At 62.1% G+C, this 14033-nt stretch carries 14 protein-coding genes; 1 reads left to right on the top strand and 13 read right to left on the bottom strand.

The window, feature by feature from the left end:
* Position 1: 1 nt before the first annotated feature.
* Genes NLY37_RS14675 through NLY37_RS14640 form a run of 8 tightly spaced genes read right to left on the bottom strand, consistent with a single transcriptional unit; the run spans position 2 to position 7457 of the window.
* On the bottom strand, positions 2 to 979 hold the full coding sequence (locus NLY37_RS14675; protein WP_023714679.1) for a GNAT family N-acetyltransferase: 978 nt from the start codon (positions 977 to 979) through the stop codon (positions 2 to 4).
* Positions 980 to 987: 8 nt separating this feature from the next.
* Entirely contained in the window at positions 988 to 2145 is a 1158-nt protein-coding gene (locus NLY37_RS14670) for a glycosyltransferase (protein ID WP_023667973.1), read from the bottom strand.
* 7 nt (positions 2146 to 2152) lie between these two features.
* Positions 2153 to 3085 carry a glycoside hydrolase 5 family protein gene (locus tag NLY37_RS14665; RefSeq protein WP_023691448.1) on the bottom strand — a complete coding sequence of 311 codons (933 nt, stop codon included), beginning with the start codon at positions 3083 to 3085 and terminating at the stop codon, positions 2153 to 2155.
* On the bottom strand, positions 3078 to 3839 hold the full coding sequence (locus NLY37_RS14660; RefSeq protein ID WP_023733222.1) for a TIGR04290 family methyltransferase: 762 nt from the start codon (positions 3837 to 3839) through the stop codon (positions 3078 to 3080). The genes NLY37_RS14665 and NLY37_RS14660 overlap by 8 nt, the downstream gene beginning before the upstream one ends.
* Before the next feature lie 3 nt (positions 3840 to 3842).
* The gene (locus NLY37_RS14655) at positions 3843 to 4646 is read right to left on the bottom strand and encodes a sugar phosphate nucleotidyltransferase (RefSeq protein WP_023739577.1); all 804 of its coding nucleotides are present in this window, start codon (positions 4644 to 4646) and stop codon (positions 3843 to 3845) included.
* Entirely contained in the window at positions 4646 to 5746 is a 1101-nt protein-coding gene (locus tag NLY37_RS14650) for a CgeB family protein (protein ID WP_023699986.1), read from the bottom strand. Before NLY37_RS14650 ends, NLY37_RS14655 begins: the two co-directional genes overlap by 1 nt.
* Before the next feature lie 14 nt (positions 5747 to 5760).
* Entirely contained in the window at positions 5761 to 6357 is a 597-nt protein-coding gene (locus NLY37_RS14645) for a histidine phosphatase family protein (RefSeq protein WP_023667978.1), read from the bottom strand.
* On the bottom strand, positions 6354 to 7457 hold the full coding sequence (locus NLY37_RS14640) for an inositol-3-phosphate synthase (RefSeq protein ID WP_023681094.1): 1104 nt from the start codon (positions 7455 to 7457) through the stop codon (positions 6354 to 6356). Before NLY37_RS14640 ends, NLY37_RS14645 begins: the two co-directional genes overlap by 4 nt.
* A gap of 14 nt (positions 7458 to 7471) precedes the next feature.
* Between NLY37_RS14640 and NLY37_RS14635 the strand changes: the two genes are divergently transcribed.
* A complete protein-coding gene (locus tag NLY37_RS14635; RefSeq protein ID WP_245270909.1) occupies positions 7472 to 9358 on the top strand; it encodes a hypothetical protein in 1887 nt (628 codons plus the stop codon).
* An 8-nt stretch (positions 9359 to 9366) separates the two neighbouring features.
* Here NLY37_RS14635 and NLY37_RS14630 read toward each other — a convergent pair whose 3' ends face one another.
* From NLY37_RS14630 to NLY37_RS14610, 5 genes are all read right to left on the bottom strand, one after another.
* Positions 9367 to 9552 carry a hypothetical protein gene (locus NLY37_RS14630; RefSeq protein ID WP_023667982.1) on the bottom strand — a complete coding sequence of 62 codons (186 nt, stop codon included), beginning with the start codon at positions 9550 to 9552 and terminating at the stop codon, positions 9367 to 9369.
* Positions 9553 to 9646: 94 nt separating this feature from the next.
* Entirely contained in the window at positions 9647 to 10687 is a 1041-nt protein-coding gene (locus tag NLY37_RS14625) for a UDP-glucuronic acid decarboxylase family protein (RefSeq protein ID WP_023681096.1), read from the bottom strand.
* A gap of 23 nt (positions 10688 to 10710) precedes the next feature.
* On the bottom strand, positions 10711 to 11814 hold the full coding sequence (locus NLY37_RS14620) for a CgeB family protein (protein WP_023741846.1): 1104 nt from the start codon (positions 11812 to 11814) through the stop codon (positions 10711 to 10713).
* Positions 11811 to 12905, bottom strand: coding sequence for a CgeB family protein (locus NLY37_RS14615; RefSeq protein ID WP_023741845.1), 1095 nt, complete (start codon positions 12903 to 12905; stop codon positions 11811 to 11813). The genes NLY37_RS14620 and NLY37_RS14615 overlap by 4 nt, the downstream gene beginning before the upstream one ends.
* The gene (locus tag NLY37_RS14610; RefSeq protein ID WP_023741844.1) at positions 12902 to 14032 is read right to left on the bottom strand and encodes a CgeB family protein; all 1131 of its coding nucleotides are present in this window, start codon (positions 14030 to 14032) and stop codon (positions 12902 to 12904) included. The genes NLY37_RS14615 and NLY37_RS14610 overlap by 4 nt, the downstream gene beginning before the upstream one ends.
* Position 14033 lies beyond the last annotated feature (1 nt).

Here is a 14033-nt window from a genome sequence, read left to right as displayed (position 1 = left end):
ATCAACTCCGCGTCCAGATCCTCCGCATCGTCCACCTGTCGACGGCGCCCCAGCCATATTTGTAGGCTTCCTGGCCGCGCAGGAAGTCGAACTCGCGCGCATCCTCGCGGATCGACTCCGCGATCGCGTGGCCGATCAGGATCGCACCTGGGCTCTCCTCGGCATAAGCAGGATCGAGGCCGCCGAGATAGGCATAGGCGCGGCCGCGGTGGTGAAATCCGTAATAGGCGGCGACAGTCGTGCCATCGATCGCGAGCAACCAGCATCGGACCAGACCGTGAGCATCGAGCAAGGGAAGTGAAAGCCCATGGAAGTGCTGCACGGCGGGGTCGGCCAATACACCACCTCCATGTCCAACCCAGCGTGCATGGTGCAGGCGGATCAATTGGTTCAGGAAGTTCTGGTCGCCCCGGGCTGACGCCAACGCGAGCCGGCCGCGTCTGCACGCCGCTTGGCGCGCCCGGCGCAACTGGCGCCTGCGCCGAGCGGGAACGCAGCCGGCCAATGTTTCGTCGCCGGCAACAGCAAGCACGGGGCAGGCTGCATGAATTGCCGGCCTCTCGACCGTTAAACCGGGATGCGCGATCGTAAGACCGGCACTGTTTTGCGGCAGATCAGACAAGATCCATTGTGACCACCCGACCGAGCAGATCGTTTCGGCAATTGTGGACACGACCGCCGCCTCGATATCCCGGACAGCCAGGATGTCCAGATAATCGCTGAGCGAAATACCGACCGGAAGCAGCTTCGAACCGGCCGTTCCATGCTCGAGATAGAGTGGCGCCAGCCCGACCAGATCGCCGCCACGCCAGACCGCGACTGTCGCCAGTTCACCGGGTGCGAATGCGCGCCACCATGGCACCAGCCAGGCGGGGGATTGGAACGGCGTCGCAGAGGAGCTCTGCTCCCATAGTTTCCACCAGTGCGGCGTCAAGGCATCGAATTTTACGGGGTCATCGATGATTTCGCTGCGCAACACTGCTTTTCTCACGGTGCCGCAGCGAAGCGCCGGCAATCTGTGCCAAGTTGTGCCAGCGCCTGATAGGCAGCCATATACGACGAGATCATCCGTTCCAGCGAAAACCGCCGTCGCGCCTCCACCCGGCACGCCTCGGCGTCCAGGCTGGGCGCCGCAAGAATGGCTTGGGCCATTTCGTCGACTGTGTTGACGAGAAAGCCCGTCCTGCCGTGCTCGATGACATCCGCAAGCGCGCCATTCGGGAATGCGACCACCGGGGTACCGCAGGCGAGGGCCTCCATGGCGACAAGCGAGCTTGTCTCGGCGGCGAGGCTCGGAATGACCAGACAGCGGGCTGCGTTGAGAAAGCGCCTCTTGGCGTTAAAACCGAGCGGGCCCAGGAAGCGGCGGCGAGCATCAAGACGGGATTGGACCTCGTCGCGAAAGTAGCGCGTATGTGTTTCGTAGGGGTAGACCTTGCCGCCGATGACCAGGGGCACGCCCGCCTGTTTGGCCGCGTCCAGGGCCAGGTGAATGCCCTTTTCCGGGCAGACTCGGCTGAGAACCAGGGCAAAGTCTCGCTTCGGCTGCACCAGGCTCAGTGCTTCGATGTCAACGCCGTTGGGAATCGGCGCCACCAGTCTGGCCCCTGGTGGCGCCGTTTGCTGCTGGGTGGGCGAGACCGCATGGAGCCACAGGTCGTCGCGCGTCGGTCGCAGAGCCTCGGCCGGATACCAGTCCAAGGGCAGGTGGAGGCTCACCAGGGTCGGACCATCGTCGGGCAAATAGGCATGAAAATCGATACCGTGCAGATGAGCCACATCGATCGGCCATCGGGCGCGGGCAGCGGCGATCGCTTTGCGATGAGCCTGCTGCGCGCGGCTCTTCGCCGCCTCGTCGAGCACGCCGTTTTCAGCCGGTATTTCCACAAGGGTACCGCTCGCGCTGGAGCCGCGGCAGCCAATGACGATAGAGCGGTGGCCGGCGCGAACCAGCTCCCGATCGAGCATCGACAGAACCTGTTCGGCACCGCCGACAGCATCGGGTCCGACGGGTGCGAGAGGGTAGGCGACATTGAGGACAGTGAGCGCCGCGGCTGGTTGCGCCTCGGTCCCGTATGCCGCACCACCTGTCGATGATGCCGCTAATTCGTCCAATGTGTCAGGCGTCTGATGCATTGGCAGCATGACACTTTCACGCTGCCGAGGCCCGCCGCGTCGGGAGCGAAGCGGACGTCATGCCGGGCGCATAGCGGCGGATCATGGTTGCGCAGAATTCCGCGAACTCCTCCGGCACCAGAGGTGGGCTGGTGTGGTGGGGCATCATTCCGCGATGCTGCGGTGTAAAGCAAAAGGTGACCGTCACGTCGAAATCGGCGAGTGCCTCCATCTGCCGGTCAAACCAGTCCAGCGCGTTCGGCCGGAAGCTGTCTGCCCAGGAAAGCCCCGTGCGCATATTGGTGACGCCCAGCCGCTTCATCCAGGCGACGGCATCGTCCAGCCGGGCGTCCTCGAAATGAAACCACTGCACCAGCCCCATTGCGGGCGTGTAGCGCAGGAACTCCTCCAGCGCAGGTTTTGGCGTACCGTCCTGGCGTAGCAGCCCCATGTGGAAATGTCGATAGTAAGAAGAGCCCTCTGCCTCGCGATGCCGCGTCGTTGCTTCCCATTCGCGCGGAAGGTCGTAGAGGCTGTACCACTGGATGCGTGGTGCGTTGCCAATCAGCAACTCAGCGGTGCGCTTGAGCCCCCAAACCTGGATTTCTTCCGCGCCGAAGGTTGATACGCCGACTTCGCTGACCCAGATGGGTAGGTTGGTGACGGTCGCGATCTCGCCGATCTTCTGTGGCCATTCGTGGATCTGCCACAGGTTCCAGTCGAGCGGAAAGCCGTGCACGGCGACGGCATCGACATGGTCCAGCACGCCGAATTCCTTCATGCGGGTGATAAAGCCCGGATCTATCGGCGAGATGCCACCGAGTACTTTCGTCAAAGACGGGTTCTCTGACGCGATTGCGTCAGCCGACAAGATCGCCATCCTGGCAAAGCGGCTCCAATCGGGATCGAGCTCTGGGTCCCAATGCGATTTGTTGTTGGGCTCGTTCCAGATCATGGCGGCTTCAATCATGGAGCTGTCCTTTCGAGGGGTAGATGGCGCCGCCGCCGGCCGGGTCCCCGGCTGCGCGGCAGAAATAGACCTCCTGCTCGGGGTGCAGAACGATCTCGAAACCGGCGCTGCGCAGCATCGCTTCGGTGCAGGCGCGGTTTGGAATCCACCAGTTGGTGGGATCGTCGGCATAGCGGTGCTCGATAAAATGCAGCTTGGGAAACTGCGGCTGGTCGAACAGGTCATGCGTCCAGAAATGATAGTTTTCTTCCAACTCGGGCAGATCCGCGCTGCCGCGCTGCATGGACTGGAAGATCATCAGGTCACGGGCGACATGTTCGCGGATCAGGTCGAGCGCGAGCAAGGGGTGGCGCAAATGGTAAAGCACCCCCATGAACAGCACGACATCGAACGTCTCGCGCAGCGAGCCGACGTCGTAGACCGAAAGCTTCTGGAATTCGATCTCGCAATCGGCAACCTCGGCGGCAAAGCGAGCCTGCGCCAGGTAGGCGTCATCGAAATCGATGCCGAGGACACGGTCAGCACCTCGCCGTTTCATCTCGATGGAGTAAAATCCTGCATTGCAGCCGATATCGAGTACGGCCTTGCCCCTCAGATCAGCGGGAATGGCATTGGCAAATTTGCGCCATTTGATCAGCGGGTAGTTGCCCAGAAAATGGTTGGGAGCGGTTTCGACGCCGGCAAGTTCCATGTTGTGGAACCATGGGCCGAGCGCATCGATGCGGCGGCGGATTTCGGCATGGGAATGCAGCATGGCTCAGGCTCCTTCGCCAGGAACGACGGGTACATGCGACTGCGCGCCGGGCATGATCATGGTGGGCCGGCGCTGCGCGGATGAGGCGTCGTTTTCAAGCAACCGCAGAGCTGTTCGATAGCCGTTGAAAGTGCCGACATCGACATAGTCCGACCCAGCCCTGACACCAAAAGCTGTACCGCCGGCCGCGATATAGGCGTTGACCAAAGTGCCGATATATTCGTCACTGCGCTCGCGCTCACGCCAGAGTGCCGCAAGCTGATGCAGGATATGGCCAGGCATCTTGAACGCACCCCAAACCCAGTTCGTGGCGGCATCCTGTCGCTTGACCTGGATTTCGATCACGCGCTCTTGGACGTCGATGACGACGGCGTCGAAGAATTCCGGCTGATCCACCGGGAAAAGCAGAAATGAGAGCTGATCGTCGGGCAAATGGCGGAAACCGTCCTCGGGAAACCAGATCGTATCGGGAAGGCCGACCAGGACGACCTCGTCGGGCGCGACGAGGGGCGCCGCCCGGAAGATCGCATCGCACAGACCGACGGGGTTCGGCTGCACCACGAAGAGAGCCGCCGCGTCACCGTAGCCGGCGGCGTAGTATTCAAGGATGTCGGATTTGCCCGATCCGATGATGAAGCAAATCTTGTCGACGCCGGCCTGCACCATGCGCCGTACCAGATACTCGCTCACGGCGCATGGACGCTCGGTCTGTCCATCGATCCGGCTACCGACCGGCAGCAGCTCTTTCGAGAAGCCGAGCGGCTGAATGCGGCTGCCGCGCCCGGCAGCGGGTACGATGCCCAACATCAGACCGCTTCCCTCATCGGTTCGCCGGGAGATCTTTGAAAGGCCTCGTTCAGGATGCGATCCAGTTCCGCCGCGCGCCGTGCGGAAGTGTGTTCGCCCAAGACCCGGTCGCGGGCACGCCTTCGAATGCCGTCGAGCTCGCGCTCCGGCAATCGCAATGCGGCGACCACATCATCGGTGTCATGCGCCAACAAGATTTCGCGGCCGGGTTCGAAAAATTCGGCCAGGCCCGGCCATGCATCGGTGACGATGGCAGCCCCACACGCGGCCGCTTCGAAGAGCCGTCCCGACGGGCACCAGCCCTTTTGCGCCATCGCCTCCCGGGTGACGTTCAGTGTCAGGCGAGATGATGAGAAGAAAGCCGGATGGTCGGCTGGCGGAAGATGCCTGACAAAGAAGATGTTGTCGCTCCATGGGAATTCCTGCGGATATTGCGCGCCGCCAATGATGAAACGGTGGTCGGGCAGGCGCGCGGCCGGGCGGACCAGCAGCTTTTCGACGCCGGCCTGGCGATCCGCCGCGTAAGTTCCGAGATAGGACAGATCACCGGCGAATTCGGCCCGCTTCTCTGCCGGCCGGTGTTGGTCGGGATCGACATGCCCATAGAGAGGCACCACGTGACGCGCGCCTAAAACCGACTTAAGCGCCTCGATCGCAGAGCCGCCGGTGTAACTCAAAACGAGGTCGAAATCGGCAAGACCCTCAGGTCCGAAATAGGGCGGACGCTCGCCTTGCTCGATGCGGGCAAGCGTGACCGGAGTGTCGAGATCGTAGAAGACACGCAATCCGCGACCTGTCTGCTGCGCCAGCCGCGAGGCCTCCACGGCGTCGGCACAGTAGGAGGTAACGACGACGACATCCGCTTGCTTCATTGCCCGCTCCGCAACGCGACGGATGTCTTCCCAGTCCGGATAAATGACGACGTTGCCGCCATCGAGCCGATCGAGATCACGCGTCCCGGCATAGTAGGGGGTATCGCGTTCGAAGAAGGTGATGGACCATCCCAGCCGACCCAGGGCGCGGATCAGTCCGCGCCAGAGCGTGGCATGGCCGTTGCCCCATGATGATGTAACGGTGAGACCGAAAATGACCATCTGCATCCGGAAAGTCCTCGTCAGGCAGCTTCGTTCATTCGCAGGAGCTTGGAGCCCCAGTCACCCGACACGATCGTCGTGATCGAGGCTGGATCGATGTCGAAGCGGAAGCAGTCGCCGACCGGCAAGCCAAGCACCTTGCAGACGGCGGCCTTGATGACGTCGGCGTGGCTGACCAGGGCGACACACTGGTTCGGATGCCGCTCGCGCACTGCGTTCATCAGTGCGACGATCCGCTCCTGGACATCCAGCATGGTCTCGCCGCTCGGTGTCCTGGCCTCCTGCCGCTGGTCGTTCCACGCCCGCCAGCCGGCGTCGCCGTTCAACTCGTCGAAGGTCTTTCCCGACCAATCGCCGAAATCGATCTCGTCGAGTTCGGCGCAGATCGCGATTTCACCGACGCCGCAGGCAAGCGCGATCGGCACGGCCGTCTCTTGCGTACGCTCACGCGGGCTGCACAAGATGGCTTCAATCGGCTCCCGGGCCATGCGGCCACCAAGATGCGCGGCCTGCGCCTTCCCAGCCTCGCCAAGGCAAACGCCGTCCATCCGTCCTGCAAGATAGGAGCCGACATTGTCGTGCGCTGCATGACGGATCAAAAAGAACGTTGTCGTCATTCCGCGGCATCCAGCAAAGGCTCGTCCTTGCCGGCGATGAAGGCGAGCGTGCGCTGCCGCGCTTCGGCGTCGGTGAACTGTTCGGGAGGCGACTTCATGAAATAGCTGCAGGGGCCGGTCAGTGCTCCCGCTATGCCGCGATCGAGCGCAAGCTTGGCGCAGCGTATCGCATCGATCACCACGCCGGCTGAATTTGGAGAATCCCAGACTTCCAGCTTGAGCTCGGCGTTGAGCGGCACGCCGCCGAAGGTCGTCCCTTCCACCCGGATGTAGGCCCATTTGCGATCAGTCAGCCACGGTACGTGGTCACTGGGTCCGACATGAATATTGCCCGGCTCCAGGGGAACATCGAACTGGCTGGCCACGGACTGGGTCTTGGAAATTTTCTTTGATTCCAGCCGCTCGCGTTCCAGCATGTTGAGGAAGTCGGTGTTGCCGCCGAAATTCAGCTGATAAGTGCGATCGATGCGCACGCCGCGCTCGCGGAAGAGATTGGCCAGCAGGCGGTGAACGATGGTCGCCCCGACCTGGCTCTTGATATCATCGCCGACCAGCGGCAGCCCTCGCTGCTCGAAGCGCCGGCGCCATTCCGGACGTGAGGCGATGAAAACGGGTATGCAGTTGACGAAGGCGCAGCCGGCCTCAAGCGCGCATTCGGCGTAGAAGCGCGTCGCCTCCTCGGAGCCCACCGGCAGGTAAGAGACCAGTACGTCGGCGCCGCTGTTGCGCAGGATTTCGCTGACGTCGGCAACCGGCTCCGGCGCCTCCTCGATTTCGTCGCGCAAGTATTTTCCGATGCCGTCAAGTGTCGGTCCGCGCTCGACGCGAACGCCGTTTGCCGCCGCATCGGCAAAGCGGAACGTGTTGTTCGGGGCGGCGTAGATTGCTTCAGCGACGTCGAGGCCAACCTTGCTCCTGGCGACGTCGAATGCGCAGACAATCTCGATGTCGTCGACATGGTAACCGCCGAGGTCGGCATGCATCAGCCCTGGGATTGGTTCGTTGCTTTTTGCGTGACGATAATAGGAGAGGCCCTGCACCAGGGAGGATGCGCAATTGCCGACCCCGACGATACCGACACGAACCTTTTTCGATCCCACGAAACTGCCGCCCTATGCTGTTCAAAGGTAAGTTCCTGCCGCCGAACCACCAGCGTGCCGGAATGTTCCTTGGCCTGCCGAAAAATTGCGCAAGACAGCATGGATCGAAGCAGCGCTCGCTGCGTTGCCGCAAAGGCAAAGCATTGGAAAACCGATCGATGATCGTTTACGGCGACCAGAAGCGGAGGCAGAGCGCAGAACGGCTTCGCGAAGCTGCCAGCGAGATTGCTCAAAGTCTGGACCGCATGGCTCATGGCGTCCGACGCCATGCCGCGTTGGTCGGCCTATTCATCAGCGTATCGGAACTGGTTCGCGCGCTTGCCGATGTCGATTTCGAGAACAGCGGCATCGACATCTTTTCGCCGCGGCAACAGCAAGGCGCCAGATTGCTGGTTGGTCTTGCGGCAGAGGTGGCGAAGTCGTGGCGAAGCGGTTTCGCCGTGGGCGGTGGCATCGAGCCGGGACTTCTCCAACTGCTGGACGGGTTGGATTGCGAGGCTGAGGTTCTGACCGGTTCTGCCGAGGGTTACGCGCATTACGCGCTTTATCCCGAAAGCTATTTGGGAGCGGCGCAGGAGTCAGGTCTCGATGCGAACACATGCGTGATCGGCATCCGCAGCATCGGCCTGGGGCTTGCCGCCATAGTGGCTGCCGCGATTGGCGCGCCGGCGCCGTTCAGCGTTCGTCCGGTCGGCCATCCTTTCCGCAGGCACATCAATGCCGATCCGCGCTCGATCGCTTCCTGGAAGAACAATCCATCGGCACGCTTCGCCGTTGTAGACGAAGGTCCCGGTCTGTCCGGCAGTTCGATGCACGCCGTCGTCGCGTGGCTGCGGGAACTGGGTATTGGTATGGACCGCATTCACCTGTTTCCCAGCCATCCTGGCAACCCGGGCATCGAAGCGTCACGGGAGGCCAGGGAGACATGGTCGCGCTGTCCGAAACATGTGGCGACGGCGCTCGAATGCACCTTCCCCGAAAGCTCGAACATTCCCACGCTTAGCGAATGGGTGGCCGAGGCGGTCGGCAGCCCCGAATTACGCCTGACCGAACTGTCTGGTGGCGAATGGAGGAGCGTCCACTACGTCGACGAAAAGCATTGGCCGCCGAGCCCGCGCGGCATCGAGCGGCGTAAATTCCTGGCGTCCGCGGGGTGTGGTCGCTGGCTCGTCAAATTCGCCGGCCTCGGCGAAACCGGACGGCGTAAGAGACGAGCCGCGGAAATGTTGGGGAAAGCCGGGTTCGGATCGCAAGTGGTCGGGCTTTGCCACGGCTTTCTGGTCGAACGGTGGATTGACGGCACCACGATGGACCAGGCGCCGCTGCCAAGAGGAAGGCTGGTCGCGGAGTTGGCGCGCTATCTAACCTGGCGGGCGCTCAATCTCCGAACCTGCGAACCGGGTGCATCATTGCTCGCACTCGCGGAAATGGCTGTTTCCAATACATCTGAAGCCCTGGGCGAGAACCGAGCGGCGACGTTGCGCCGTTGGCTCTCGAAAAAAACCCCTGCGTATGTTCTGCAGCGGGTGGAAATCGACGGAAAGCTTCACGCGTGGGAGTTTCTCGTTTGTGCCGACGGCACGGTGCTCAAGACAGATGCCGTCGACCATTGCCGGGCACACGATTTGATTGGCTGCCAGCCGATAGAGTGGGACATTGCCGGCGCCCGTGTCGAATATGGACTATCCGACAGCGATGTGACGACATTGGTCGAGGGGATGGGGCTCGATATTGACAATGGCCACATCGATTTTTTCGAACCCTGCTATTTGGCGTTCCAAATCGGGCTCTGGAGCACGGCTGCGCAATCCGAAAATGGCCAGGAAAAAGCAAGGCTGGCCGCGACCGGAGACCGATACAGGGCGGGGCTGATACGGTTCCTGGACGACTCTCAGGTGTAGCGTTTCGATCAATCCAGCCTTCGTAGCATGTCTGCTTCCTGCTCGAGAATAGCGGCCACTTCCTCGCGCTGCAGATGCGTCATCATCAGGCTGACGCAGCACTCGAGATAGGTGATCGAGGAGCGCCGCAGATAGGCAGCCGCCTCGCGTTCGGCAATCTTGTCGACATCCTTCGCGGGTCGCTTGGGTTGCATGAGGATGATCCTCCGTATCGGGTCCCTCCCGCCAAACTACAAGGTTGGATGGATGTTCCGCACGATCTCCGGGCAGGTCCGGCCGCGGCCCACGTCATGCAGGAAGGTTCTGCAGCCCGCCTGCGGGTCTCCTTTTGGCAAGGCCTGTCATCTGATCGCCGATGCCGGTGCCTTCGAGCGCCGCGAAATAATCGATCGTCAGCTTGAGCCCTTCGTTGAGCGGCACTCTCGGCGACCAGCCGAGCAGCGTTTTCGCACGCGAAATATCAGGCTGCCTGCGCCGAGGATCGTCTTGCGGCAGGGGCAGAAATTTCAGATCCGACTTGGTGCCGGTCATCGCCTTCACCAATGCCGCCAGTCGCACGATGGTGAATTCTCCGGGATTGCCCAGATTGACCGGCTTGCCCGGATTGGGGTCGATGTTCATCAGGCGCATCAATCCATCAATCAAGTCGGAGACATAGCAGAAGGATCGCGTTTGCTGGCCGTCGCCGAATATCGTCAGCGGACGCTTCTCGAGCGCCTGCATGATCAAATTCGAGACGATGCGACCGTCGGCCGGATCCATTCTCGGACCGTAGGTGTTGAAGATGCGCGCGACGCGGACGTCGGCCTTGCCGGCCCTTAGATAGTCGAAGCAAAGCGTTTCGGCGGTGCGCTTTCCCTCGTCGTAGCAGGCGCGTGGGCCGGTGCAGTTCACATGACCTACGTAATCCTCCCTTTGCGGGTGTTGTTCCGGATCGCCATACACTTCGCTCGTCGAGGCCTGCAGCAGTCGCGCGTCATTGCGGACAGCGAGTTCGAGCAGGTTGAGGGTTCCGATCACGCAGGTACGCGTGGTGTGTATCGGGTCGGCCTGATAACGCGGCGGTGAGGCGGCGCAGGCCAGGTTGAAGATGTGATCCACGGGCTCGCCGAGATCCAATGGCCGGCAGATGTCCTGCTCGATCAACCGGAAACCCGGCCGGTCCATGATCGAGATGATGTTTTCCATGCGCCCGGTCAGAAAATTGTCGACGCAGATCACGCGCCAGCCGTTGCGGAGCAATACTTCGCAAAGATGCGAACCGAGGAAACCCGCGCCGCCGGCAACAAGCACCGTCTTTGCCCTGTGCGCCTTTCTTGTCTGTCGCATCGCTGTTTTCTCCTGTCTGCCGTTCATGCTGCACTTCCAATGTCGAGATCGAGGGCCGTCGCCCTTGGTTGGGTCAGCGCCGCCACGAATTCGCGAGCCCTGGCCGCACCGGTGTGGGAAGCGAGGACGAGTTTGCGAGCCCGGCCGGCCATGGCCAGGCGTGCGCGCTCGGACTCGCCAACGAGGATATCGATGACTTCGTCCGTCTCCGCGGCCGTGTGGATCGCCGATGCAGGAAAGAAGCTGTCGAGCCCTGGCCAGCGGTCGCTGACGATGGGCGTGCCGCAAGCCGCCGCTTCGAACAGGCGCACGCTGGGCGACCATCCTGCGGTGATCATGGAACTGCGTGTGACATTCAGCGTGTAGCGCTGACGGCTATAGAACGCGGCGTGATCGGCTGGCGGCAAATGTTCGACGCGTTCGACATTGTCCGGCCAGATGATGTCGGATGGATATTGGGAGCCGGCCACGACGAAACGGAGGTTCGGCATATGCCGTGCGGGCTCGAGCAGCAGAGCGTTCAGCGTTGTCTGCCGGTCCATGCTGTAGGTGCCGAGATAGCCGAGATCCCAGCGGATCGGATCTCCTGTCGGGTGATGCCGTTCCGGATCGACCGAACAATAGAGAGGTTCGGCATGGCGCGCGCCGAAGTCTTGCGCCAGATGGTTGAGCGTTGGTCCGCCAGTGAAGGAGAAATAGACATCGAAATACGGAATTTGCCGCGAACTCAGATAATCGCAATCGTCGGCTGAAAGCTTGGCCAGGGTCACCGGGGTGTCGATGTCGTAAAAGCAGAGCTGCCCCTTGCAAAGCGAGGCGACGATGTCGATGACCTGGCGTCCTTCTGGAACAAAGGATCCGATGACGATGATGTCGGCCTGCTCCAGGCACTGTGCGTAGTCGCGTTGCAGCTCCGCAGTGGTTTCGTAGTAGCGCAAGGCGCAGAACTCCGGATCGCGCAGATCGCGGTGATTGGCGTACCACGGCACGTTGCGCTCCAGAAAAGTCACCCGGTGACCGAGTCCGTGCAAGCCTTTCAAAAGACCCCGGAAAGTTGTGGCGTGGCCGTTTCCCCAGGATGAGGACAGCGACAGGCCGAGAAAGACGATGTCCAGTTTCTTGGTCATTCCGCTGCCTCCACGGCCCCGTGCTCGAAATGACGTTTGAAGACGGCATCCGCCACATCCGCCCGAAGCGCGTAGGTATGGTCCGCCAGCACGCGGTGAAGTGCGGCTTGGCCGATTGCCTTGGCCCGCCCGGGGGTCAGCGAGCGCATTATTTCGGCGACATCGCCGCCGTCACGCGCGACCAGGATCTCCTCGCCTGGTTTCAGGAACAGTTCCACGCCCAGCCATGCATCCGTGATGAGACAGGCGCCCGCCCCGGCCGCCTCGAACACTCGCGTGGCCGGTGAAAAACCGTTGGCGGCCATGCTGTCGCGGCTGATGTTCAACACGGCTTTTGGGGTGACATTGAAGGCGTTGTGATCGCGGGTGCCGACATGGCCGAGCCAGCCTACATTGGTGGGGAGCGGCTTGTCGCCCCAACCCGAGCCTCCGAGCAGGAAACGCTGTTTCGGCAGCCGGCTGGCGGGATCGAGGAAAAACGATTCGACACGCGCTTCACGGTCCGGCAGCCGGTTTCCGAGGAACGCCAGGTCGCAGGCAAAACGCGCTTTGCTGGCCACCGGATGGTGCGTTTCGGGATCGAGCGCATTGTAGATGGGCACGCACTCCTTGGCGCCCATGGCACGATAGGCCCAGACAACGGGATCGCCGCCACCATAGGTTAGCACGAGGTCGATCTCCTGCAGTGCACGATGGAGCGGGTGGTCCGGCTCGTCGCGCAACTGGGCAAGCGTGGCTGGCGCATCCACGTCCCAGAATACGACAAGCGCGTCGCTGCGGGCGTGGTCGAGAACGGCGCGAAGCAGCGCCTCGTCTTCGAAACCGACGCCACTCGCCTTGACGACGATGTCGGCGCCGGCGGCACGTGCCGCGACCTGCATCAGCGCATGCTGGGTCGCCTCATAAACGACGACAGTGCACCAGTCGGGAGCTTCGATGTCGCGGTTCTTCTGCCGGTCGTAGACATCGGGTTCGTAGAACGTGATCTCGTAACCCAATTGCGAAAGTGCCTTGAGCAAACCGCGATAGTACGTCGCGGCACCGTTCCAGTAGGACGACAAAAGGCTCGATCCATAGAATGCGATCTTCATGCGACGGCTTCCTTTGCGGCTGTCGGGACGGCGGTGTGTCGGTTCGCGCATTGCGTGAGCACGCCGAGCAACTCGTCGACGCGGTGGCGGCAGGTGTGCCGCGAGCGGATGGTCTCGAGACCCGAGGTCACCAGGGAGGCCGCAAAGTCCTCGTCGGACAACACCGTCCGAAGCTGTTGCCGCATTTGCGAGCCATTCTCGGCAAACAGGAAGTCGACACCGGGCCTGAAAAGCTGCTCGACATCGGACCATGGCGCTGAAATCAGCGGAATGCCGCAGGCGAGTGCCTCGAACATGCGGATCGTCGGGATACCGGGCAACCTCTGGCGATAGGGGCGCCGTGGGATGTGAACGGTGACACGATGCGCGGCGAAGGCCTTTGGCACGTCGGCATTGGCGATCCACCCCTCATAGCGCAGTCCGGCGGTGGCCAGATCCGCAAGTGCGGTCTTGGGGTAGCGTACGCCGTGAACAGCGGCATCAAGGCCGAGATCGTGCACCGGCTCGATCAGAAACTCCTTGAGTTCGGCGGTCCGCTCATCATCGCCCCAGTTGCCGATCCAGACCAGATCGGAGGTGGGGTGGATCTCCGGGTGCGGCTTGAACAGGCGATCGTCCGCCGCTTCATGCCAAGTGAAGACGCGCTTGCCCCAGCCGGCGCGCAGATAGCTCTCGCGCAAGGTTTCGCCAAAGGCGAGAACGCCGTCATAGTGCTCCAGCCGGAGCGCCGAGAGTGCCTCGGTCGCAGACACGGCCCGGTGGTGGGTGTCGTGAAAAAGAAGGATGAAGTTGCCGCCGGCGGCCCGGGCACGGCCAATACGTGCGACAAGCTCCGGATCCGTCCACTCATGAACGATCACAACGTCGGCCTCGGCAATCCAGGCTTCGTGATCAAATCCGGCATCGTAGGTCACCGGCATCAGTTCGGGAAAATCCTTGCGGAAGCGTTCGATGGCGAACGACCCCTTCTCAGCCAGCAGATTCGACCGGCTCCAGCCATTCGCCGGCTCCAGCGCAATCGCCTGATGCCGGCGCTGGACCAGCTCTCGCATGACGCCGCGCAGGAAATGGGCATTGCCATGGTTCCAGTCGGAAACGACCGAGTGGGTGTAGAACACAAAGCGCATG

The organism is Mesorhizobium sp. C395A (genome assembly GCF_030323205.1).
Taxonomy (GTDB): Bacteria; Pseudomonadota; Alphaproteobacteria; order Rhizobiales; family Rhizobiaceae; genus Mesorhizobium.
Note: the sequence above shows the minus strand (reverse complement) of the source record. Positions and strands in the feature narration are given on the sequence as shown.